General features: G+C 68.6%; 19 protein-coding genes. 14 read left to right on the top strand and 5 right to left on the bottom strand.

All coding sequences use genetic code 11. The annotated features are described in order from the left end of the window. The first annotated feature begins 54 nt into the window (after positions 1–54). Positions 55–366, top strand: a complete 312-nt coding sequence (locus NGJ44_RS09595) for a DUF2325 domain-containing protein (RefSeq protein WP_053244835.1) — start codon at positions 55–57, stop codon at positions 364–366. Between the two features lie 170 nt (positions 367–536). Here the strand turns inward: NGJ44_RS09595 and NGJ44_RS09600 are convergent, their stop codons facing one another. After that, the gene (locus tag NGJ44_RS09600; protein WP_053244827.1) at positions 537–1199 is read right to left on the bottom strand and encodes a C40 family peptidase; all 663 of its coding nucleotides are present in this window, start codon (positions 1197–1199) and stop codon (positions 537–539) included. A 290-nt stretch (positions 1200–1489) separates the two neighbouring features. On the opposite strand from NGJ44_RS09600, the gene NGJ44_RS09605 reads away from it, so the two are divergent. The 6 genes from NGJ44_RS09605 to ltaE all read left to right on the top strand — a co-directional run bounded on the left by NGJ44_RS09605 (position 1490) and on the right by ltaE (position 9416). Further along, positions 1490–3379, top strand: coding sequence for a propionate--CoA ligase (locus NGJ44_RS09605; protein WP_251863788.1), 1890 nt, complete (start codon positions 1490–1492; stop codon positions 3377–3379). Next, complete coding sequence (locus NGJ44_RS09610) at positions 3376–3783, top strand: heme-binding protein (RefSeq protein ID WP_053244829.1); 408 nt, start codon at positions 3376–3378, stop codon at positions 3781–3783. The genes NGJ44_RS09605 and NGJ44_RS09610 overlap by 4 nt, the downstream gene beginning before the upstream one ends. Before the next feature lie 137 nt (positions 3784–3920). Further along, positions 3921–5147 carry an MFS transporter gene (locus NGJ44_RS09615; protein WP_251863849.1) on the top strand — a complete coding sequence of 409 codons (1227 nt, stop codon included), beginning with the start codon at positions 3921–3923 and terminating at the stop codon, positions 5145–5147. Positions 5148–5358: 211 nt separating this feature from the next. After that, positions 5359–7338 carry an acetate--CoA ligase gene (gene acs, locus NGJ44_RS09620; protein ID WP_251863789.1) on the top strand — a complete coding sequence of 660 codons (1980 nt, stop codon included), beginning with the start codon at positions 5359–5361 and terminating at the stop codon, positions 7336–7338. A 139-nt stretch (positions 7339–7477) separates the two neighbouring features. After that, positions 7478–8365, top strand: coding sequence for a DMT family transporter (locus NGJ44_RS09625; protein WP_251863790.1), 888 nt, complete (start codon positions 7478–7480; stop codon positions 8363–8365). A 37-nt stretch (positions 8366–8402) separates the two neighbouring features. Next, entirely contained in the window at positions 8403–9416 is a 1014-nt protein-coding gene (gene ltaE / locus NGJ44_RS09630) for a low-specificity L-threonine aldolase (RefSeq protein ID WP_053244832.1), read from the top strand. 7 nt (positions 9417–9423) lie between these two features. Here the strand turns inward: ltaE and aptA are convergent, their stop codons facing one another. After that, complete coding sequence (gene aptA / locus NGJ44_RS09635; protein WP_053244831.1) at positions 9424–10749, bottom strand: omega-aminotransferase AptA; 1326 nt, start codon at positions 10747–10749, stop codon at positions 9424–9426. A gap of 140 nt (positions 10750–10889) precedes the next feature. After that, the gene (locus NGJ44_RS09640) at positions 10890–11771 is read right to left on the bottom strand and encodes a GntR family transcriptional regulator (RefSeq protein ID WP_053244830.1); all 882 of its coding nucleotides are present in this window, start codon (positions 11769–11771) and stop codon (positions 10890–10892) included. Positions 11772–11911: 140 nt separating this feature from the next. On the opposite strand from NGJ44_RS09640, the gene NGJ44_RS09645 reads away from it, so the two are divergent. The 5 genes from NGJ44_RS09645 to NGJ44_RS09665 are packed head-to-tail and all read left to right on the top strand — an operon-like array spanning position 11912 to position 18210. After that, on the top strand, positions 11912–13018 hold the full coding sequence (locus NGJ44_RS09645) for a C45 family autoproteolytic acyltransferase/hydrolase (RefSeq protein WP_251863791.1): 1107 nt from the start codon (positions 11912–11914) through the stop codon (positions 13016–13018). 50 nt (positions 13019–13068) lie between these two features. Then, positions 13069–14643, top strand: coding sequence for an ABC transporter substrate-binding protein (locus NGJ44_RS09650; protein WP_251863792.1), 1575 nt, complete (start codon positions 13069–13071; stop codon positions 14641–14643). Positions 14644–14649: 6 nt separating this feature from the next. Further along, on the top strand, positions 14650–15594 hold the full coding sequence (locus NGJ44_RS09655) for an ABC transporter permease (protein ID WP_053245232.1): 945 nt from the start codon (positions 14650–14652) through the stop codon (positions 15592–15594). Between the two features lie 7 nt (positions 15595–15601). Beyond that, positions 15602–16426, top strand: coding sequence for an ABC transporter permease (locus NGJ44_RS09660; protein ID WP_251863793.1), 825 nt, complete (start codon positions 15602–15604; stop codon positions 16424–16426). Further along, on the top strand, positions 16423–18210 hold the full coding sequence (locus NGJ44_RS09665) for a dipeptide ABC transporter ATP-binding protein (protein WP_251863794.1): 1788 nt from the start codon (positions 16423–16425) through the stop codon (positions 18208–18210). The genes NGJ44_RS09660 and NGJ44_RS09665 overlap by 4 nt, the downstream gene beginning before the upstream one ends. Before the next feature lie 7 nt (positions 18211–18217). Here the strand turns inward: NGJ44_RS09665 and NGJ44_RS09670 are convergent, their stop codons facing one another. Both NGJ44_RS09670 and NGJ44_RS09675 read right to left on the bottom strand, forming a co-directional pair. Next, complete coding sequence (locus NGJ44_RS09670) at positions 18218–19066, bottom strand: NAD-dependent epimerase/dehydratase family protein (protein ID WP_251863795.1); 849 nt, start codon at positions 19064–19066, stop codon at positions 18218–18220. A gap of 59 nt (positions 19067–19125) precedes the next feature. Then, positions 19126–20772: an electron transfer flavoprotein-ubiquinone oxidoreductase gene (locus NGJ44_RS09675; protein WP_053245919.1), complete on the bottom strand. Its 1647-nt coding sequence runs from the start codon at positions 20770–20772 to the stop codon at positions 19126–19128. A 108-nt stretch (positions 20773–20880) separates the two neighbouring features. On the opposite strand from NGJ44_RS09675, the gene NGJ44_RS09680 reads away from it, so the two are divergent. Beyond that, positions 20881–21330 carry an acyl-CoA thioesterase gene (locus tag NGJ44_RS09680; protein ID WP_235490630.1) on the top strand — a complete coding sequence of 150 codons (450 nt, stop codon included), beginning with the start codon at positions 20881–20883 and terminating at the stop codon, positions 21328–21330. Positions 21331–21448: 118 nt separating this feature from the next. After that, complete coding sequence (locus NGJ44_RS09685) at positions 21449–22147, top strand: CoA transferase subunit A (RefSeq protein WP_053245917.1); 699 nt, start codon at positions 21449–21451, stop codon at positions 22145–22147. Positions 22148–22157: the final 10 nt, after the last annotated feature.

Consider the following 22157-nt stretch of genomic DNA (forward strand, 5'->3'; position numbering starts at 1 on the left):
AAAATGGGAATCATTATCATTACATCCAGACTCAACGACCCAGTGAGGTTCATCATGACGGCAGGACTGAGTGCAGTGATCGTCGGCGCGGATCGCCTCGGCAACATTCCCGACCTACTCAAAGGTCACAACATCTCCATCACGCACCACATCAGCGGGCGCGACCCCTCCCACCAGAAAAAGACGCTCCAACTGCCTTCGGGCACGCAGCTCGTCATTCTCCTCACCGATTTCCTCGGCCACAACGTCATGAAGACCTTCCGCAACGCCGCGCAGCGCGGCGGCATCCGGGTCGTGGCGTGTCGCCGTTCCGTATGCAGCATGCAGCAGGCCCTGAAACAATGCGGCCTGTGCTCCATGCACTGAGCGCGCCGCCGGCACAAAGAAAACTGGGGAGGCCGCAAGGCCCGCGGGTCGCGGTTCGCGCGGATCGCGAAGAGAGAATCGAAAAGCCGCCAGACTGGAACAGTCTGGCGGCTTTTTGGTTATCGTGGTCCGGAGCGCGGCCGGCGCGCAGGCGTGTGCGGCTCGGCGCGTCAGTTGGCGGCGGCGCGGGCGGAGGCCAGCAGGCTGTTGTCCAGGCGGCGCGCGCCGTTGTAGCGTTTGCTCCAGTAGGCCATGTTCATGTTCTCGACCCGCACCACGCCGCCGGCGCTGGGAGAGTGAACGAAGCGATCGTCGCCCAGGTAGATGCCCACGTGCGAGTAGCGGCGGCCCATGGTGTTGAAGAAGACCAGGTCGCCGGCCTTGAGCTCGTTCTTGCGGACCGAGATACCCTGCTGGGCGATGTCGGCGGCGCTGCGCGGCAGTTTCAGGCCCAGCGAGCGCTCGGCGGAATAGGCCACCAGGCCGCTGCAGTCGAAGCCGGTATCGGGGCTGTTGCCGCCGAAGCGGTAGCGGATGCCCAGGTAGTTGAGCGCTTCGCTTACGAGGGGATTGTCGCTGCCGACGCCCGATTGCACCTGGCGGCGGTCGCGCTTGAATTTCTGCACCACCAGCATGCCGATGGGGTCATCGGCGGTGGCGATCCATTCGGAATCGTAGGGGTCGGTATCGGACGAATAGGCGGTTGACTTTTGCTGAGTGCTTGCGCAACCGGCCATGACTCCCAAGCACGCCATCAACGCCAGCAAGCGCGCGCCGCGGCTTGCCTGGCCGAAGATACATGCAGATAGCGCGCGTTTGGAGTGTCGATGCATTCGCCTGGGATGACTCGCCGGAAATATCGAAAACGCAGGGAAACCCCCCGTTCTTGACCGATCTTCCAACAAGACCAACGGATATGTGTACAACTTCGCGGGGATTCTACCAAACTTTAATGACCGGTACGCTATGGTAACCAGCCACTTCGCCCGCGGGGCGTCAGGTCGGGCAGAATGTCTTGATATACGGCAAGCCTCATGCAAGGTTCGCCTTCCACAATGGCCGAGAAAAATTACAAAACCACGCAATCAGCCATATGGCGTAGGGAAGATAACAGGAGACAGGCATGCAAAAAACCCGGGATTTCCATTACCGCTCGGTCCATGACCGCGACGCCTTCTGGCGCGAGGAGGCCAGCCGCATCCACTGGGAGACGCCGTTCGAGTCGGTGCTCGACTTCTCGCGCCCGCCGTTCGCCAAGTGGTTCGTGGGCGGGCGCACCAATCTCTGCTACAATGCCGTCGACCGATGGCTGCCCACCCAGGCCGACCAGCCCGCCCTGATCTGGGTCTCCACCGAGGTGGAGCGCGAGCGCAGCTACACGCGCCAGGAGGTCTACGAGGAAGTGAACGCGGCGGCCGCGATGCTCAAGGAGCTGGGCGTGGCGCGCGGCGACCGTGTGCTGCTCTACATGCCCATGGTGCCCGAGGCCGTTTTCACCATGCTGGCGTGTGCGCGCATCGGCGCGGTGCATTCGGTGGTGTTCGGCGGCTTTGCCTCGGTGAACCTGGCGCAGCGCATCGACGATGCCGCGCCCAAGGTGGTGGTGTGTACGGACGGCGGCTCGCGCGCGGGCAAGGCGGTTCCGTACAAGCCGCTGTTGGACCGGGCGCTGCAACTGTGCAAGGCGCCGCCCGCCTCGGTGGTGGTATTCGACCGCGGGCTGGCGCCCTTCGAGCCGGTGGCCGGGCGCGACCTGGACTACGCCACGCTGCGCGCGCGCCACCAGGGCGCCCGCGTGCCGGTGCAGTGGCTGGAATCCTCCGAGCCCAGCTACATCCTCTACACGTCCGGCACCACCGGCAAACCCAAGGGCGTGCAGCGCGACACGGGCGGCTACGCGGTGGCGCTGGCCTCGTCCATGGAATACATTTTCGACGGCAAGCCGGGCGACACCTTTTTCTGCACCAGCGACATCGGCTGGGTGGTGGGGCATTCCTACATCGTGTATGGGCCGCTCATCGGCGGGCAGGCCACCGTGCTCTACGAGGGCACGCCGGTGCGGCCCGACGGCGCCATCCTGTGGCGGCTGGTCGAGGAGCACGGCGTCAATACGCTGTTCTCGGCGCCCACGGCGGTGCGCGTGCTCAAGCGGCAGGACCCGGCGCTGTTGAAGAAGCACGACCTGTCCACGCTGCGCGCCGTCTACCTGGCCGGCGAGCCGCTGGACGAGCCCACGGCCCAGTGGATTTCGCAGGGGCTGGGCAAGCCCATCATCGACAACTACTGGCAGACGGAGTCCGGCTGGCCGATACTCTCGGCCCAGCCCGGCGTGGAGAAAGCGCCCACGCGCTTCGGCAGCCCCTCGTTTCCGGTGTATGGCTTCGACGTGCGCATCGTCAGCGAAACCACCGGCCAGGACCTGGGTCCGGACACCAAGGGCGTGGTGGCGATCGAGCCGCCGCTGCCGCCGGGCGCCATGTCCACCATCTGGGGCGACGACGAGCGCTTCGTGCAGACCTATTTCACGTCCATCCCCGGACGCCAGGTGTATTCCACCTTCGACTGGGGGCTGGTGGACCAGGACGGGTATTGGTTCATCCTGGGGCGCACCGACGACGTCATCAACGTGGCAGGGCATCGCCTGGGCACCCGCGAGATCGAGGAGTCCGTCAACAGCCACGGCGGCGTGGCCGAATGCGCCGTGGTGGGCGTGGCCGATCCGCTCAAGGGGCAGGTCGCCATGGCGTTCGCGGTGCTGAAAAATCCCGCGGGGGCGGACACCGAGGAGGGCGCGAGCACCCTCGAAGGCGATATCATGCGGCTGGTGGAAGAACAGCTCGGCGCCGTGGCGCGCCCCGCGCGGATCCGCTTCGTGGGCGCCTTGCCCAAGACGCGCTCCGGCAAGGTGCTGCGACGGGCCATCGTCGCGGTCTGCGAAGGGCGCGATCCGGGCGACCTGACCACCATCGAAGACCCAACCGCCCTGGAACAAATCAAGGAATCGCTGCAATGAAGACCAAACCGGTGCTGAGCGCCGACGATGTGAAGAAGATCCTGGCCGCGGCCGAGGCCCACGCCACCAAGAACAAGTGGGCCGTCGCGATCGCCGTCGTGGACGACGGCGGCCATCTGCTGGGCATGCTGCGCCTGGACGAGGCCGCGCCCGTTTCCTCGCACATCGCTCCCGCCAAGGCCCGCACCGCGGCCCTCGGGCGCCGCGAATCGCGCGCGTACGAGGAAATAATCAACAACGGCCGCTATTCCTTCCTGTCGGCGCCGACCCTGGAAGGCATGCTGGAAGGCGGCGTGCCGGTGGTGGCCGACGGGCAGGTCGTGGGCGCGGTGGGCGTTTCGGGCGTGAAGTCGTCCGAAGACGCCGAAATCGCGCGGGCCGGTATCGCAGCGCTGGGCCTGTGAGCGCAGCGCCGCGCAACGGCGCGCCGGAGGACACGCCCGCGGGCGGGCCTTCCGGCGCGCCGGACGCCCCGGGGCGCGGGGAAGACGACAGCCCGCTCAACCCCGGCGTCGCCAAGCGCGAAGTCTGGGCCTGGGCCATGTACGACTTCGCCAATTCGGGCTATACCACCGTCATTCTCACGGCGGTGTTCAGCACCTACTTCGTCGGCGTGGTGGGGGGCAGCGCGCCCTGGGCCACGCTGGCCTGGACGGCGGCCCTGTCGCTGTCCTACCTGGCCATCATGCTGACCATGCCCGCGCTGGGCGCGCGCGCCGACGCCCGCGCCGGCAAGCGGCGGCTGCTCTTCACCAGTACCGCGGGCTGCGTGGCCGCCACCCTGGTCCTGACCCAGGCCGGGCCGGGCGACGTCTGGCTGGCGCTGGCGGCGGTGGCCGTTTCCAACTACTGCTATTGCGTGGGCGAATCCGTGGTGGCGGCCTTCCTGCCGGAACTGGCCCGGCCGCAGGCCCTGGGCCGGGTGTCGGGCTGGGGCTGGAGCTTCGGCTACTGCGGCGGCATGCTCACGCTGGGCCTGTCGCTGGTAGTGGCCACGCGCGCCGAAAGCCGCGGCCTGGCGGCCCAGCAGTTCGTGCCCTGGATCGTCGTCGTGACCTGCGCGGTGTTCGCGGCGGCGGCGCTGCCCTCGTTCCTGCTGCTGCGCGAGCGGGCCGTTCCGCGTCCCCAGCCCCAGGCCATGGACCTGCTGCGGCGGCTGGCCTACGCCTGGCGCGAAACGGGTACGCATTTCCCGGAGTTCCGCCGCCTGCTGATGTGCATCGCCTGCTACCAGGCCGGCATTTCCGTGGTCATCACGCTGGCAGCGGTGTACGCGTCCGAGGTCATGGGGTTCACCACGCCCCGCATCATGCTGCTGGTGTTCACGGTGAACATCGCGGCCGCGGCGGGCGCATTCTGCTTCGGCTACGTGCAGGACCGCATCGGCCACCGGCGCGCGCTGGCCATCACGCTGTCGGGCTGGATCGCCATGGTGCTGGTGGCCTACGCGGCGACCACCGCCCCGGTTTTCTGGATCGCCGCCACGCTGGCCGGCCTGTGCATGGGCACGACGCAGAGCGCGGGGCGGGCCATGGCGGGGGCGCTGGCCCCGCCGCGCCGGCTGGCGGAATTCTTTTCGCTGTGGACCTTCGCCGTGCAACTGGCGGCGGTGGTCGGCCCCATTACCTACGGCCTGGTGACCTGGGCCACCGAGGGCAACCACCGGCTCGCCATTCTGGTGACGGGCCTGTTTTTCGTGGGCGGCCTGGCGCTGCTGGCGCGCGTGGACATGAAGGCCGGCCTGGCGCGCCGCGATACGCACGCCTGATCCGGCCCGCCTGCCGGGCCGGCGGCTGCTATCCTTATGGCATGCCAGCGCGGCGGCCCGCCAGCCGCCGCGCGACACGTTTCGCGCTTGCGCCGTTCTGCTTGTGTCTGCCGCTCGCATTTTTGCGTAAGGTGCCCGTAAGAGCGTGGCGATACGGTTGCCATTGGAAAAATAGCTGCATACACAAAATCAACCGATTGGAGACAACATCATGTCCAAGGCCATTGAATCCGTCCTGGTGGAAACCCGCGTTTTCCCGCCGCCCGCCCGCGCGGTCGAAGGCGCGGCGATTTCCGGCATGGATGCCTACCGCGCGCTGTGTGCGCAGGTCGAACAGGATTTCGAGGGATTCTGGGCGGGCCTGGCCCGTGACAACCTGCAATGGACCAAGCCCTTCACGCAGGTGCTCGACGAATCCGACGCGCCCTTCTACCGCTGGTTCGGCGATGGCGAGCTCAACGTCTCGGCCAATTGCCTGGACGTGCACCTGAAAAACGGCAACGCCGACAAGACCGCCATCATCTTCGAGGCCGACGACGGCAAGGTCGAGCGCGTCACCTACCGCGAGCTGCTGGCCCGCGTGTGCCGCTTCGCCAACGGCATCGCCAAGCTCGGCTACAAGAAGGGCGATCGCGCCATCATCTACATGCCCATGTCCATCGAGGCCGTGGTCGCCATGCAGGCCTGCGCCCGGCTGGGCGTGACGCATTCGGTGGTGTTCGGCGGCTTTTCGGCCAAGAGCCTGCAGGAGCGCGTGGTCGACGTGGGCGCCTCGCTCATCATCACGGCCGACGAGCAGGTCCGCGGCGGCAAGGTCATCCCGCTCAAGCCCGCGGTGGAGGAAGCCATCGCCATGGGCGGCTGCGAGGCCGTGTCCAAGGTCATCGTGTACCGCCGCACGGGCGGCAAGGTGCAGTGGGTCGAGGGCCGCGACCTCTGGATGCACGACGTGGAAGCCGGCCAGCCCGACACCTGCGAGCCGGTGCCCGTCAACGCCGAGCACCCGCTCTTCATCCTCTACACCTCCGGTTCCACCGGCCGGCCCAAGGGCGTGCAGCACGCGTCGGCCGGCTACCTGCTGTGGGCGCTGCTGACGGTCAAATGGACCTTCGACGCGCGCCCCGAGGACGTGTACTGGTGCACGGCCGACGTGGGCTGGGTCACGGGCCATACCTACATCACCTATGGTCCGCTGGCCGCCGGCCTGACGCAGATCGTGTTCGAGGGCGTGCCCACCTACCCGAACGCCGGCCGCTTCTGGGACATGATCGCGCGCCACAAGGTCACCACCTTCTACACCGCGCCCACCGCCATCCGTTCGCTCATCAAGGCGTCCGAGGCCACGCCCGAGGCGCATCCGCGCAACTACGACCTGGACAGCCTGCGCATCCTCGGCACGGTGGGCGAGCCCATCAACCCCGAGGCCTGGATGTGGTACCACAAGAACGTGGGCCGCGAGCGCTGCCCCATCGTGGACACGTGGTGGCAGACCGAGACCGGCGGCCACATGATCACGCCGCTGCCGGGCGCCACGCCCACCAAGCCGGGTTCCTGCACGCTGCCGCTGCCGGGCATCGCCGCGGCCATCGTGGACGAAACCGGGGCCGACGTGGAACAGGGCAACGGCGGCTTCCTGGTCATCAAGCGCCCGTGGCCCGCCATGATCCGCAACATCTGGGGCGATCCGGAGCGTTTCAAGAAGAGTTATTTCCCGCCGGAGCTGCGCGGCTATTACCTGGCGGGCGACGGCGCGCAGCGCGACGCCGACGGCTATTTCTGGATCATGGGCCGCATCGACGACGTGCTGAATGTGTCCGGCCACCGCCTGGGCACCATGGAAGTCGAGTCGGCGCTGGTGGCGCACGAGCTGGTGGCCGAGGCGGCCGTGGTGGGGCGTCCCGACGACACCACCGGCGAGGCCGTGGTGGCCTTCGTGGTGCTCAAGGGCGCGCGCCCCGAGGGCGAGCAGGCCCAGGCCGTGGCCAAGCAGCTGCGCGACTGGGTGGCCCGCGAAATCGGGCCGATCGCCAAGCCCAAGGACATCCGGTTCGGCGACAACCTGCCCAAGACGCGGTCGGGCAAGATCATGCGCCGGCTGCTGCGCGTGGTGGCCAAGGGCGAGGAGATCACCCAGGACGTGTCCACGCTGGAGAACCCGGCCATTCTCGACCAGCTTTCCAAGTCGCTGTGAGCTCCCGCGCCGTGTCCGCGACACGGACGCGGCCGCCCGCGCCGGCCCGCGGGCCGGCGGCGGGAGCATAATGTGAGGCGCCCGACCGGCTTTCCCGTTCGGGCGTCTTTGTTTTCTTGCGGCACAACGGAGTTTCGCCTTGAATCCCAGCAGTTTCGATCGCACCGGCCTGGTCCTGATGTTTGCCACCATCGTGGTGTGGGCGGGAAGCTGGATTGCAATGAAGCTCGTGGTGCCGTACATCGGTCCGTTCGATTTCGTGGCCCTGCGCTACGTGGTGGGCAGCCTCGTGCTGTTCGCCCTGGCGATCGCGCTGCGCCGGCCGCTGGCCATGCCGCCCTTCGGGCTGACGCTGCTCATCGGCCTGACGCAGACGGCCGGTTTCCAGGGTTTCGTCCAGAGCGCCCTGGTGTCGGGCGGCGTCGGCAAGGTTTCGCTGATGGCCTACACCATGCCTTTCTGGGTGGTGCTGCTGGCCTGGGGGCTGCTGGGCGAGAAGCCCGGCACGCGCCATGCCGCGGGCATCGCGCTGGCGGCGGCGGGCCTGATCTGCTTCATCGAGCCCTGGGGCGGCATGGGCGACGTCAAGCCCGTGCTGCTGGGCCTGGGCAGCGGCTTCTGCTGGGGCGTGGGCACGGTGCTCTCCAAGCGTATGTTCGACCGCCACGCGCCCGACATCATGACGTTCACGGCCTGGCAGATGCTGTTCGGCGGGCTGGTCATGGTGCCGGTGGCCTACCTGGTGCCGCAGGAGCCCGCGCATTGGGGCTGGCCGCTGGCGGCGGGCATGACCTACATCATTCTCATCGCCACCGCGGCGGGCTGGCTGCTCTGGCTCGAAGTGGTGCGGCGCGTGCCGGCCTCGATCGCCGGCCTGTCCAGCCTGGGCGTGCCGGTTACCGCCATGCTGCTGGCCTGGGCCATTCTTTCCGAAAGGCCCACCCTGGTCGAGCTGGCCGGCATGGGCCTCATCCTGGCGGGCATCTGGGTCGTCAGCCGCGCGGGGCCGGCCCGACGCGCCGCCTGAACCTGATTTTTCCTCCCCGGTCTTACAAGGAAATTCCATGATCGACCTGCGCAGCGACACCGTAACGCGCCCCACCGCGGCCATGCGCGAGGCCATGGCCACGGCGCCCGTGGGCGACGACGTGATGGGCGACGACCCCAGCGTCGCCGAGCTGCAGCGCGCGGTGGCCGAACGCGCCGGCAAGCAGGCCGGCCTGTTCTTTCCGTCCGGCACGCAGAGCAACCTTGCCGCCCTGATGGCGCATTGCGCGCGGGGCGACGAATACCTCGTCGGCCAGCTCGCCCACACCTACAAATACGAGGGCGGCGGCGCGGCGGTGCTGGGCAGCATCCAGCCGCAGCCCATCGAGCACGCGGCCGACGGCACGCTGCCGCTGGACAGGCTGGCCGCCGCGCTCAAGCCCCGCAACGATCCCCATTACGCGCGCACGAAGCTGCTGGCCCTGGAAAACACGTTCCACGGCAAAGTCATCCCGCAGGACTACGTGAGGGCGGCCACGGGCTGGGCGCGCGCGGAAGGCCTGTCCACCCATCTGGACGGCGCGCGCGTATTCAATGCCGCCGTGGCCAGCGGCCTGCCGCTGGCCGAGCTGTGCGAGCCTTTCGACACGGTTTCCATCTGCTTTTCCAAGGGGCTGGGCGCGCCCGTGGGCTCGGTGCTGGTGGGCAGCGAAGAACTCATCGGGCGCGCGCATCGCTGGCGCAAGATGCTGGGCGGCGGCATGCGCCAGTCGGGCGTGCTGGCCGCGGCCTGCCTGCATGCGCTCGCGCACCATGTGGACCGCCTGGCGCAGGATCACGAAAACGCGCGCGCGCTGGCCGAGGGGCTGCGCGGCATCGAGGGCGTGCGGGTGCATGCGCAGGACACGAACATGGTGTTTGCCGAATTCGACCGCGCGCGCAGCGCGGGCCTGGAAGACGCGCTGCGGCGGCAGGGCATACTGGTGCGCGCCGTCTACGGCGGGCCGACGCGGCTGGTGACCCACCTGGACGTCTCCGCCGAGGACGTCCGGCGCGTGGCGCAGGCAGTGGCCGGCCACCTGGCGCAGTAGCCGCGCCTCAGGGCTGGGCGCGCAGCACGTCGGCCAGCACGCCGAACAGCTCGTCGATCTGCGCCTTCTCGATGACGAGGGGCGGCGACAGCAACATGGTGTCGCCGGCCGAGCGGATCAGGCAGCCGCGCTCCAGGCAGGCGCGGTGCGCGGCGTAGGCGCGCTGTCCGGGCTTGCCGTCCTGCGGCGCCAGCTCGATGGCCGCCAGCAGGCCGATGTTGCGGATGTCCACCACGTGCGGCAGGCCCTTCAGGCTGTGGGCCGCGTCTTCCCAATAGGGCCACAGCGCGCGGGCGCGGCCGAACAGGCCCTCGCGGCGGAAGATGTCCAGCGTCGCCAGGCCCGCCGCGCACGCCACCGGATGACCCGAATAGGTATAGCCGTGCGACAGTTCGATGGCGCTTTCGGGCCCCTGCATGAAGGCTTCGTAGACAGGCTTGCGCACCAGGGTCGCGCCCATGGGGATGGCGCCGTTGGTCAGCCCCTTGGCGCTGGTGATGATGTCCGGCGTGACGCCGAAATACGAAGAGGCGAAGGCGCCGTCGATGCGGCCGAATGCGCAGATGACTTCGTCGAAGATGAGCAGGATGCCGTAGGCATCGCAGATCTGCCGCAGTTTCCGCAGATAGCCCTCGGGCGGCACCAGCAGCCCGGTGGATCCGGCCACAGGCTCCACGATGACGGCGGCGATGGTGGAGGCGTCGTGCAGCGCCACGATGCGTTCCAGCGCATCGGCCAGGTGGGCGCCCCAGCCGGGCTGGCCGCGGGAATAGGCCATCTGGTCGCGGTCGTAGGTGTGCGGCAGGTGGTCCACGTAGGGAAGCAGGTTGCCGAACGGTTTGCGGTGGCCGCCGATGCCGGAAACCGACAGGCCGCCGAAGCCCACGCCGTGATATGAGCGCTCGCGCCCGATGAGGCGCACGCGCTGGCCTTCGCCGCGCGCGCGATGGTAGCCCAGCGCGATTTTCAGCGCCGTGTCCACGGCTTCCGATCCCGAATTCGAGAAGAACACCTGGGTGAAGCCCTCCGGGGCTTCGTCGCACAGCGCCTGGGCGAGTTCGAAGGCCAGCGGGTGGCTCATCTGGAACGAGGGGGCGTAGTCCAGGTCGTGCGCGGTGCGTGAGATGGCATCGACGATTTCCGGACGCCGGTGTCCCGCGTTGACGCACCACAGGCCCGCAATGCCGTCGAGCACGCGTGAGCCGTCGGGCCGGATGTAATGCATGCCTTCGGCGGCGCTGAACAGCACCGGCGCCCGCTTATAACGGCGGTTGGCGGTAAAGGGCATCCAGTAGGCGTCGGGATGGATTTCGGAAACGGCGGTAGAGGGCATGGGTAACCTGCGGAAAGGCCAAGAGGTTCTTCATTTTGTATTAAACGAATTATAAATACAATATGGAAAACCCAGGGCGTGCCGCGAACCCGCGTGCGCACGCGGCCGCCGGCGGCGGAGGCGCGGGGGAAGCAGGGGGCTCAGGATGCCTGCAGCGAGGTCTTCAGGTGGCGGCGCATGAGCTGAGAGGCCCATTCCAGGTCGCCGGCCTCGACCGCCTCGATGATCTGCAGGTGCTCGCGGCTGGAGCTGACGAAGCGGGCGTCGCGGTAAAAGGCGGCGTGCTCTTCCAGGCGCCGCAGCTGGTTCTGCTGCTGCACGGCCTGCAGGATGTAGCGGTTGCCCGAGAAGCGCGCCAGCATCTCGTGGAACGAGGCGTTCAGCGCGAAGAATTCGGTGGCGGATATCTCGGCGTCGGGCCGCGCGATCAGGGCTTCGTGGGCCGCGCGCATGCGCGCCAGGGCGTCGCGGTCGGCATGGAAGCCCGGCTCCAGCAGCCCGGCGCATTCCACCGTCATGCGGAAGCGGTAGCTTTCGGCCAGCGCCTCGGGGCTTTCCAGCGAAGGCGCGAACTGCCAGCCGTGGCCCTTGCGCTTTTCGATCAGCCCGTCGGCCGAGAGCCGCAGCAGCGTCTTGTTCAGCACGCTGCGCGGCGCGTCGTAGCGCTGGATCAGTTCGCGCTCGGTAAAAGTTTCCGGCAGGCTGCGGCTGGCGCGGTCGTCGATGAGGCGGCGGTACAGCTCTTCCTGCGTAGGGCCGGCGCCCTCGATGGCGGGCGGCTGACCGGCGACGTGCTCGGCCACCGTGTAGCCGCTGTTGGGGCGATGGCGGATGAGGCCCTGGCCCGCGAGCAGCCGCAGCGCGCCACGCACCGGCGTGCGAGACACGCCGTACGAGGCCGCCAGCGTTTCTTCCGAAAGATGCTCGCCGGGCCGATGGCGCCCGCCCACGATGTCGCGCGCGATCTGGCGGGCCAGGTCGACTTGCAGGGGCGTGGGGCGGAAAGCGGCGGCTGGGGGCATGGGTCGGGCGCGCGGTGTCTTGCGGAAAGGGGCAATGGTAACGGAGGGCGGGCGCGGCGCACGCCGCCCAGGGGAAACCCTGATATTGAACTTTTATCTATGTTAGTACAAAATTTCGCCATCTTGTTCGGAGCAATCGCGTGACCCTGCCTACCCCCTTTCCCCTGGTCGACGTCCAGGGCAGTCCCTACGAACGCGGCCGCCAGCATGGCGCCGCCGTGCCGGAGCGCGTCGCGCGCAGCGTGGCCTTGTACCGCGGGCAGCTCGAGCGCCGCGGCGTGGGCGCCGACCGCCTCAGGGCGCTGGCGCGCGCCATGGTGCCGGTGGTGGGCGACTACGACGCCGGCTACCTCGAAGAACTGCGCGGCATTGCCGATGGCGCCGGGCAGGCGCTGGAAGACGTGGTGGTCATCAACTGCCGCACCGAAATGATGTTCGGCCACGCGGAAATCGGCCGCGCGCGCGCCGGGCTGGACGACGGATGCACCGGCCTCGTCGTGCTGCCCGAGGCGGCGGCCGGCGGCAAGCTCATGCACGCCCACAACTGGGACTGGCGCGAAGAATGCGTGGACACGGGCATCGTGGTGCGCATGCGCCGCGAAGACGGCCCCGACCTGCTGATGTTCACCGAGGCGGGCAGCCTGGCGCGCCACGGCTTCAACAGCGCCGGTGTGTCGCTGTCGGGCAATTTCCTGTCCTGCGAGCAGGACTACCAGCGCCCGGCCGAGGTGCCGCTGGTGCTGGTGCGGCGCAAGATGCTGGAAGCCGTCAACATCTGCAACGCCATGAAGGTGCTGTGGGCCTCGCGCCGCTTCTGCTCCAACAACCTCATGTTGGCCCAGGCCGCCGGCGAGGCCGTGAACCTGGAGTGCGCGCCGGACGAGATCTTCTGGATCACGCCGGAAAACGGCCTGCTGGTGCACGCCAATCACTGGATCAGCGCGCCGGCCCGCGTCAAGCTGCAGGATCGCGGCCTGGCCGCCAATCCGGATTCGATCTACCGGCAGCGGCGGGTGCAGGCCATGCTGGAAAACGCGCGCCGCCAGGTGGACTGGCACACGGTCAAGCGCATTCTGGCCGACGATTTCGCCGCGCCCGACGGCGTGCTGCGCTCGCCCAAGCCCGCCAGCTTCGACAGTATCTCCGCCACGGTCGCGACCACCCTGATGGAGCCCGCCAGCGGCCTGATGTGGATCGCGCGCCAGCCCTATGCGGGGCGCAATTACGCCGAGTACCGCCTCTTCTGAGGCCGACCGCTCACTGACGGCGGCCCAGGCCGCTCTTGGAGGTGCATTCCATGACACATTTCCCCATGACTGGTCCGGCCCGTCTTGCCGGCGCGCTGTGCGCGGCGGCGTTCGCCGCGGCGAACGCGCCGGCCGCCGCCCAGGCCGCGCCCGCGCCGCCCGAAATCCGCTACGCCGAGGGGGCGGGCACGCCCACGTCGCTGCCGGGCGGCCGGGGCCGCAATACGTCCACCGACAACGTGCTGGCGCACGTGGTGGAGTCGCTGGTGGCGCTGCGCGCCGACATGAGCGTGGCGCCCATGCTGGCCGACAGCTGGACGCTGTCCGAGGACAAGCGCGCCTACACGTTCAAGCTGCGCCATGGCGTCACGTTCCACGACGGCAGGCCCCTCACCTCGGCCGAAGTGAAGTGGAGCTACGACTACCTGACCGGGCCGGCCTCGGAGTACGCGTGCAAGAACCTGTACGACGGCAGCAAGGGCGCCAAGGTGGTGGCGGTGGAAACGCCGGACCCTTCCACGGTGGTGATGCGCCTGGCCGAGCCCTATGCGCTGTTCCTCGATCAGATGGCCAGCGTGCAATGTCCCATGGCCGTGCTCAGCCCGTCCAGCGTGGATGGCGAGGGCAAGTGGATCCGGCCGGTCGGCACCGGGCCCTATGTGTTCGCCGACTGGAAAAAGGAGCAGTACGTCGAGCTCAGGCCCTATGCGGCCTACCAGCCCCGGGAGGAAGCGCCCAGCGGCATGGCGGGGCGCAAGCAGGCACTGGCCGGGGTGCGCTTCGTGGTGATTCCCGACGCCGCCGCGCAGAAGGCCGCGCTGATGGCGGGCCAGGTCGATGCGTACAACGCCGACGAGGACAACCTGCCCGCGCGCGATCCGCGCTGGAGCATCGTCACCGAGCAGGGCCTGGACACCGTGACCCTGCTGATGCAGACGCGCGACCCGCTGCTGGCCAAGCCGGAAATGCGCCGCGCCATCGCGCTAGCGCTGGATTTTCCCGCCATCGCGCGGGCGTTGAGCAATGGCAACGCGCCGTACAACCCGTCGCTGGTGCCCACGTCCAGCACATACTATGGCGCCGCCGAGCGCGCCGGCTACGAAAAGAACCTGGACGAGGCCAGGAAGCTGCTGCAGGCCGCCGGATACCATGGCGAGACGCTCAAGCTGCAGACCAGCAAGCGCTACCCTTATCTCTATCGCGTCGCCGTGGTGACGCAGCAGCTGCTGAACAAGGCGGGCATCAAGTCAGAGCTGGAGATGCTCGAATGGGGCGCCCAGGTGTCGAATTTCCGCGAGGGCAGGTTCCAGCTCATGGCCTTCGCCTATTCCGCGCGCACCGAGCCGGCGCTGCTGTTTCGCGACGTGATCGGCGACAAGTCGCGCACGCCGATGGCGCAATGGGAAAGCCCCGACGCGGCGGCCATCCTGGACGGCATCGAGGCCGAGCCCGACCCGGCCCGGCGCCAGCAGGCGTTCGACCGCCTGCACGCGCTGATGCTGCGCGACGCGCCGCTGCTCATGTACTACAACAAGCCGGGCTATGTCGTGGTTTCCAGCAAGCTGCACGGCTATACGGGCTGGCCGCTGCGCAAGCCGCGATTCTTCAACGTGACCAAGAACTGAGGCGTCGTGCTGGGCTACATCATCAAGCGCATCGCCGCCGCGGTGCCCACCGTCATCGTCGTGACCGTGCTGGTTTTCGCGCTGATCCGCGCCATTCCCGGCGACCCGGCGGCGCTCATGCTGGGCGACATCGACAACCCGGCGCTGCTGGCCGAGATGCGGCACGGGCTGGGGCTGGACCGGCCGGTGGCCGAGCAGTTTCTCATCTGGGTGCGCCACGTCTTCAGCGGCGACCTGGGCATGTCGATTGCCCGGCGCGAACCGGTCATGCATCTGGTGCTGAGCCACTTCGCCGTGACTGCCCAGGTAGTGCTGAGCGCCACGCTGCTGGCCTGCCTGGTGGCGGTGCCGGCAGGCATGATCGCGGCCTGGCGCCAGAACCGGCGCGCCGACACGGCCATCGTCTCGACCTCCATTCTGTTCGTCTCCATGCCCAGCTTCTGGGTGGGCATCCTGCTCATCTGGCTGTTCGGCGTAAAGCTGAACTGGCTGCCCGTCTACGGCTTCGAGTCGGTGGCGCAGGCCGGGCCGTCGGCGCTGCGCTATCTCGTGCTGCCGGTGTGCGCCATCGTGCTCACGGAGATCGCGGCCATCACCCGCATGATGCGCGCCAGCACCATCGAGACGCTGCGGCTGGAGTACGTGGCGCACGCGCGCGCCAAGGGGCTGCCCGAGCGGCGCGTCATGCTGCGCCACGTGCTGCCGAACTCCTTCGGGCCCACGCTGACCGTCATCGGGCTGATGCTGGGGCACCTGTTGTCGGGCGCGGCGGTAATCGAAACCGTGTTCACGCTGCCCGGCATCGGCCGCCTGCTCGTGGAAAGCATCTATGCCCGCGATTATCCGGTCGTGCAGGGCTGCCTGCTGTTCATCGCGCTGCTGTATGTGGGCGTCAACCTGCTGGTGGACCTGCTTTATCCGCTCTTCGACCCGCGCGTGAAATTGCAATAGGACGGACATGAACATCTTCAAGAACACCAATGCGCTGCTGGGCGGGCTGCTGGTCGGGGCAGTGGTGCTGATGGCCCTGGTGGGGCTGGTCTATACCCCGCACGATCCGCTGGAGGGCGACCTGCTGGCGCGCTTTTCGCCGCCGTCGGCGCAATACTGGCTGGGCACGGACGAGTTCGGCCGCGACGTGCTGTCGCGGCTCATGGCCGGGGCCGGCGTGAGCGTGGCCGTCAGCCTGTGCTCGGTGGCCCTGGCCCTGGCGCTGGGCACGGCTGTCGGCGTCACGGCGGGATACGCGGGCGGCTGGGCGGACCGCGGCATCATGGTGCTGGTGGAATCGGTCATGGCCTTTCCGGGGCTGCTGCTCGCGCTGGGCATCATGACGGTGCTCGGCCCGTCGAAATGGGGCGTGGTGCTGGCCCTGGGCCTGGCCTACACGCCTTCGGTGGCGCGCATCGCGCGCGGCGCGGCGCTGTCGCTGCGTCAGCGCGATTTCGTGGTGGCGTCGCGCGCCACGGGGCATGGCGGCCTCTGGACCGTCTTCCGCCACGTGCTGCCCAATTGCGTGGCGCCCCTGCTGATCTTCTCCACCTCGCTGTTCGGCTCCGCGCTGCTGGCCGAAAGCGCCTTGAGCTTTCTCGGGCTGGGCGTGCCGCCGCCGCTGGCCACCTGGGGCGGCATGCTTTCGGAAAGCCGCAACGCAATGGACCAGGCCATCTGGCTGGCCGTGTTTCCCGGCGCCATGATCTCGCTGAGTCTCCTGGGCATCAACCTGCTGGGCGACGCGGTGCGGGACCGCCTCGATCCGCGCATGAGAGGAGTCATGGCATGAGCGACGTGCAGCCTCGCCGCAACGTTCACGACGGTCCGCCGCCCGTCCTGCTGTCGGTGCGCGACCTGGAGATCCGCTTCCCTGGCCGCGGGGACGCGGCGCCCGTGGTCGATCGCGTATCTTTCGACCTGCGCGCGGGCGAATCACTGTCCATCGTGGGCGAGTCGGGCAGCGGCAAGACCCTCATCGGCAAAACCCTGCTGGGTCTGCTGCCCGACGCGGCCCGTGTCGCCGCCGGCCAGGCGCTGTTCGAGGGCGCCGACCTGCTGCGGCAGGATGCCCGGCAATGGCGCGCCACGCGCGGCGCCGGCATCGGCATGGTGTTCCAGGAGCCCATGGTGTCGCTCAACCCCGCGCTGCGCGTGGGAGAGCAGCTCATCGAGGCGCTGGTGCCGCGCCGAGGCATGGACCGGCGCCAGGCATGGGAAGCCGCCGTGGCCATGCTGGAGCGGGTGCGCGTGCGCGATGCGCGCGACTGCATGAAGCGCTTTCCGCACGAGTTCTCGGGAGGCATGCGCCAGCGCATTTTGCTGGCCGGCGTCATGCTGCTCAAGCCGCGGCTGCTGATCGCCGACGAACCCACCACCGCGCTGGACTGCGTGGTGCAGAAGGAAGTGCTGGACCTCATGTGCGAACTCACGCGCGAGGAGGGCACGGCGCTGATCTTCATCAGCCACAACCTGGCGCTGGTGGCCGCCTACACCCAGCGCGTGCTGGTCATGCGCCGGGGGCGGGCCGTGGAAGCCGGCCCCGTGGCGCAGGTGCTGTCGCGGCCGGCCGATCCCTATACCCTGGGCCTGCTGGACGCGCTGCCCAAGCGCGGCCCGGCGCGCCGGACGCCGGACGCGCCGCCCATCCTGGAGGTCGCCGACCTGGCCGTGGACTACACGGTGCGCAAAGGCTGGCGCGGCAGCCGCCGGGTGCGCGCCCTGCATCGCGCCACGTTTGCGGTGGCGCCGGGAGAAACCCTGGCCATCGTGGGCGAATCCGGCAGCGGCAAGACCACCGCCATGATGGCCATCCTGGGCCTGGTTCCGCGTGCGGGCGGCCGCATCGCGCTGGCCGGGCAGGAACTGCCCGCGGGCGGCGCAGGGGCGGCCTGGCGGGCCGCGCGCCGCCGCATCCAGATGGTGTTCCAGGATCCGTACTCCTCGCTCGATCCGCGCATGCGCATCGCGGACCTGGTCGGCGAAGGGCTGCGGCTGGAGCCGGGGCTGACTGCCTCGGAACGCCGCGCCCGCGTGGACCAGGCGCTGCGCGACGTGGGGCTGGGCGACGGCTACGCCGGACGCTATGCGCACGAACTGTCGGGCGGGCAGCGCCAGCGCGTGGCCATTGCCCGCGCCCTGGTGTTGCGCCCGGAAGTCATCATCGCCGACGAGCCGGTATCGGCGCTGGACGTGACCGTGCAGAAGCAGGTGCTGGACACGCTGATGGACCTGCAGCGCGCGTACGGCTTTGCCTGCCTGCTGATCTCGCACGACCTGGGCGTGGTCGAGCAGATCGCCGACCGCGTGGTGGTGATGCTGCGCGGCCATATCGTGGAAGAGGGCACGCGCGACCAGGTGTTCGACCTGCCCACGCATCCGTACACGCGCAGGCTGCTGCAGGCCGTGCCCGAATTGCGCGGAGACCGCGAGCGCGGCTTTCGCGTCGAGGTGCGCGATTTGCCCGGCGAGGGCGCGGGCCGGGGCTGCTTCGATCCCGTGTCGGGCGGGGGCGAGCCGCGCATGGCGCCGGTGCCCGCCTCGGGCGCCATGCACCGCGTGGCGATGGCGGCTTGAGCCGCCTTCAGCGGCCGGCGCGTTCGGCCGCCAGCAGGGCCGCGTAGCCCTGGCGGCTGTCCGGCCACTGCAGCGAAAAGCCGCTGGCGAGCAGGCGGGCGTTGCTGAGTTTCTTGCTGCCGACGTGCGCGGGCGCGGGCGCTTCCGCCGGCGCGGGCGCGCCCGCCAGCCTGGCCAGTTCCGCGTACAGCTCATGCAGCGGCAGGGGCGTGCTGTCGCAGCCGATATAGACGGGGGCCGGGTCGGGAAGGCCGACCAGGTGCGCCACCGCGGCGGCCGCGTCGTCGATGTGGATGCGGTTGGCCCAGTGCGGCGGCCGCCGTGGCGCGCCGGCCTTGCCCGCGCGCAACCGCTCGACGAGCCGCATGCGGCCGGGCCCGTAGAGGCCGGCCAGCCGCAGCGCCACCGCGGGAACGGGTTGCGAGGCCAGCAGGGCTTCGGCTTCCAGCAGGATCCGCCCGTTGCCGGCCAGCGGGGCGGCAGGCGTGTTCTCGTCCACCCAGGCGCCGTGGTGCTCGCCATAGACGGCGCTGGAGGAAATGAACACCACGCGCCGCAGCGGGTCGCCCGCCAGGGCCTGGAGCACGTTGCGCAAGCCGTCCACGAACACCGAGCGGTAGGCGTCGGGGTCGCGCGAGCCGGGCGCGGGCAGATAGACCAGGCAGCCGATGCCCGCGGGCAGGCCGCGCAGGCTGGCCGGGTCGGCCAGATCGCCGCGCAGCCAGCGGATGCCGTCGGATCCGCCGTCGGGCGGGTGGCGGCGCAAGGCATGGACCTCGTTGCCGCGCGCGCGCAGCAGCCGCGCCACGCGCAGCCCCAGGTCGCCGCAGCCGGCCAGCAGGATGCGTTCGCTCATGGTCGTTCTTCCTTGGGACGGCCCAAGACAAAAAACGGCGCCCCGCGGGGCGCCTGGCTTCACATGCCGCTGTAGACCGGCCCTTCGCCGCCCTGCGGGGCCACCCACACGATGTTCTGGGTGGGATCCTTGATGTCGCAGGTCTTGCAATGGACGCAGTTCTGCGCGTTGATCTGCAGCTTGTCCTCGCCGTGGTCGTCCTTGATGAACTCGTAGACGCCGGCCGGACAGTAGCGCGATTCCGGCCCGCCGTACTTGGCGAGGTTGATGCGCACCGGAACGGAGGGATCCTTGAGCGTCAGGTGCACGGGCTCGTTTTCGTCGTGGTTGGTGTTCGAAATGAACACCGAGCTGAGCTTGTCGAAGGTGAGCTTGCCGTCGGGCTTGGGGTAGTCGATGCGCGCGCACTGCGAGGCGGGCTGCAGGCTGGCGTAGTCGGGCTTGTTGTGGCGCAGGGTCCAGGGGATGTTGCCCTTGAGCACCAGCTGCTCGATGCCCGTCATGATGGTGGCGACGGTGCGGCCCTTCTTGAACCACTGCTTGAAGTTGCGCGCCTTGTTGAGCTCGGTGTGCAGCCACGAGGCTTTGAACGCTTCCGGGTAGGCCGACAGTTCGTCCTGGCGGCGGTCCGCGGCCAGGGCGTCGAAGGCGGCCTCGGCGGCCAGCATGCCGGACTTGATGGCCGCGTGGCTGCCTTTGATGCGCGAGGCGTTGAGGAATCCCGCCTCACAGCCGACCAGCACGCCGCCCGGGAAGGTCAGCTTGGGCAGGGCCAGCAGGCCGCCCGCCGTGATGGCGCGCGCGCCGTAGGCGATGCGCTTGCCGCCCTCGAAGGTGCCGCGGATGGCGGGATGGGTCTTGTAGCGCTGGAATTCGTCGAAGGGCGACAGCCACGGATTGGCGTAGTCCAGGCCCACGATGAGGCCCACCGCCACCAGGTTGTTGTCCAGGTGATAGAGAAACGAGCCGCCGTAGGTATCGGAGTCCAGCGGCCAGCCGGCGGTGTGGATCACCAGGCCGGGCTTGGACTGGGCCGGGTCGACTTCCCAGAGTTCCTTGATGCCGATGCCGTACGACTGCGGGTTGCGGCCTTCGTCGAGCTTGTAGCGCTCGATGAGCTGGCGGCCCAGCTGGCCGCGCGCGCCCTCGGCGAAGATGGTGTAGCGGGCGTGCAGCTCCATGCCCGGCTGGTAGTGGTCGGTGTGGGTGCCGTCGCGGGCCACGCCCATGTCGCCGGTGGCCACGCCGCGCACGGCGCCGTTTTCGTCGTAGAGCACCTCGGCCGCGGCGAAGCCGGGGAAGATGTCCACGCCCAGCGCCTCGGCCTGCTCGCCCAGCCACTTCACCACGTCGCCCAGGCGGACGATGTAGTTGCCCTCGTTGTGGAAACAGGGCGGCAACAGCCAGTTGGGCGTCACGCGGGCGCCTGTCTCGCTCAGGAACATGAACTTGTCCTGCGTGACAGGCACGTTCAGGGGTGCGCCTTTTTCTTTCCAGTCGGGGATGAGCTCGGTCAGGGCGAGCGGGTCCATGACGGCCCCCGACAGTATGTGCGCGCCCAGTTCCGCGCCTTTTTCAAGCACGCAGACGCCGATTTCCTGATTCTTGTTCGCGGCCAGTTGCTTCAGACGGATGGCGGTGGCCAGGCCGGCGGGTCCTCCGCCGACCACGACCACGTCATATTCCATCGACTCGCGTTCAGACATTGCAAAGCTCCCCGTTGTATTCCATATATGTGGAAGTATTATCGGCGATTGTATTGCAGGCGGCATTCGGGCCGCCTTCGTATTTTGTTCACTGACCAGGAGTTATTGGTGAAGCCCGAACAGCCGCCGGAAAGAATCCTCGCCCCGGGAGATACCCATCAGGCCGACGTCCCCCTGCGCTGGGGCGATTCGGATGCCCTGAACCATCTCAACAACACGCTGTATTTCCGCCTCATGGAAGAGGCGCGCATCCAGATTTTCCTCGCCGCGGGCCTGCCGCTGCCGGCCGACACGGGCGCCATCCTGGCGCACGCGTCCTGCGATTTCCTGCGCCCGCTCACGTATCCGGCCACGGTGCGCGTGACCCACAAGGTGGTGCGCATCGGGCGCTCCAGCGCCGAGTTCGAGCTGGCGCTCGAGAAGGCGGGCGACGACACGGGGCCCTATGCGCGCGGACGCAATGTGCTCGTCTGGATGGATTACGTCGCCAATGTGTCCGCGCCGTGGCCGCCCGAGGTGCTGGCGCGGCTGGCCGCGCAGTTCCAGCCGGCCGCCTGACGGGCGTGCAATTGCCCGGCATGCCGTTAAAATCGAGCGCAAACCAAGAATCACAATAGCGAGGGGGCGCCGTCCCGGTACGACCCTCTTCCGTTTACATTAACCAGGAGTTGGAGCGATGGACAAGGTTTATGCAAGCGCCCGGGAGGCGCTGGCAGGCATCGTCAAGGACGGCCAGATGATTGCCGTGGGAGGCTTCGGCCTTTGCGGCATTCCCGAGGCCCTGATCGCGGCGCTGCGCGATTCGGGCGTGAAGGATCTCACCTGCGTCAGCAATAACGCGGGCGTGGACGGCTTCGGCCTGGGCCAGCTGCTCAACACCCGCCAGGTGCGCAAGATGATCGCCTCCTACGTGGGCGAGAACAAGGAATTCGAGCGCCAGTACCTGTCGGGCGAACTCGAGCTCGAGTTCACGCCCCAGGGCACGCTGGCCGAGAAGCTGCGCGCCGGCGGCGCCGGCATCCCGGCGTTCTTCACCCGCACCGGCGTGGGCACCATCGTGGCCGACGGCAAGGAAATCCGCGAATTCGACGGACAGCAGTACGTCATGGAACGCTCGCTGGTGCCCGACGTGTCCCTGGTCAAGGCCCATATCGCCGATCGCAGCGGCAATCTGGTGTTCCGCAAGACGGCGCGCAACTTCAATCCCAACGTGGCGATGGCTGGCAAGATCACCGTCGTCGAAGTGGAAAAGATCGTCGAGACCGGCGACCTGGACCCCGACCAGATCCACCTTCCCGGCATCTATGTGCAGCGGATCGTCCTGAACGCGAATCCCGAAAAGCGCATCGAACAACGCACCACTCGCCCGGCCTAAGGAGAAGACG

The organism is Achromobacter sp. Marseille-Q4962 (genome assembly GCF_943737005.1).
GTDB lineage: Bacteria > Pseudomonadota > Gammaproteobacteria > Burkholderiales > Burkholderiaceae_B > Achromobacter.

Bases quoted from the DNA above. Each gene is read 5' to 3' on its own strand.
- aptA (WP_053244831.1), bottom strand. From the start codon at position 10,749: ATGCCCTCTACCGCCGTTTCCGAAATCCATCCCGACGCCTACTGGATG.
- NGJ44_RS09605 (WP_251863788.1), top strand. From the start codon at position 1,490: ATGCAAAAAACCCGGGATTTCCATTACCGCTCGGTCCATGACCGCGAC.
- NGJ44_RS09640 (WP_053244830.1), bottom strand. From the start codon at position 11,771: ATGCCCCCAGCCGCCGCTTTCCGCCCCACGCCCCTGCAAGTCGACCTG.
- acs (WP_251863789.1), top strand. From the start codon at position 5,359: ATGTCCAAGGCCATTGAATCCGTCCTGGTGGAAACCCGCGTTTTCCCG.
- NGJ44_RS09600 (WP_053244827.1), bottom strand. From the start codon at position 1,199: ATGCATCGACACTCCAAACGCGCGCTATCTGCATGTATCTTCGGCCAG.
- NGJ44_RS09660 (WP_251863793.1), top strand. From the start codon at position 15,602: ATGAACATCTTCAAGAACACCAATGCGCTGCTGGGCGGGCTGCTGGTC.
- NGJ44_RS09595 (WP_053244835.1), top strand. From the start codon at position 55: ATGACGGCAGGACTGAGTGCAGTGATCGTCGGCGCGGATCGCCTCGGC.
- NGJ44_RS09610 (WP_053244829.1), top strand. From the start codon at position 3,376: ATGAAGACCAAACCGGTGCTGAGCGCCGACGATGTGAAGAAGATCCTG.
- NGJ44_RS09665 (WP_251863794.1), top strand. From the start codon at position 16,423: ATGAGCGACGTGCAGCCTCGCCGCAACGTTCACGACGGTCCGCCGCCC.
- NGJ44_RS09685 (WP_053245917.1), top strand. From the start codon at position 21,449: ATGGACAAGGTTTATGCAAGCGCCCGGGAGGCGCTGGCAGGCATCGTC.
- NGJ44_RS09670 (WP_251863795.1), bottom strand. From the start codon at position 19,066: ATGAGCGAACGCATCCTGCTGGCCGGCTGCGGCGACCTGGGGCTGCGC.
- NGJ44_RS09615 (WP_251863849.1), top strand. From the start codon at position 3,921: ATGTACGACTTCGCCAATTCGGGCTATACCACCGTCATTCTCACGGCG.
- NGJ44_RS09675 (WP_053245919.1), bottom strand. From the start codon at position 20,772: ATGTCTGAACGCGAGTCGATGGAATATGACGTGGTCGTGGTCGGCGGA.
- NGJ44_RS09650 (WP_251863792.1), top strand. From the start codon at position 13,069: ATGACACATTTCCCCATGACTGGTCCGGCCCGTCTTGCCGGCGCGCTG.
- ltaE (WP_053244832.1), top strand. From the start codon at position 8,403: ATGATCGACCTGCGCAGCGACACCGTAACGCGCCCCACCGCGGCCATG.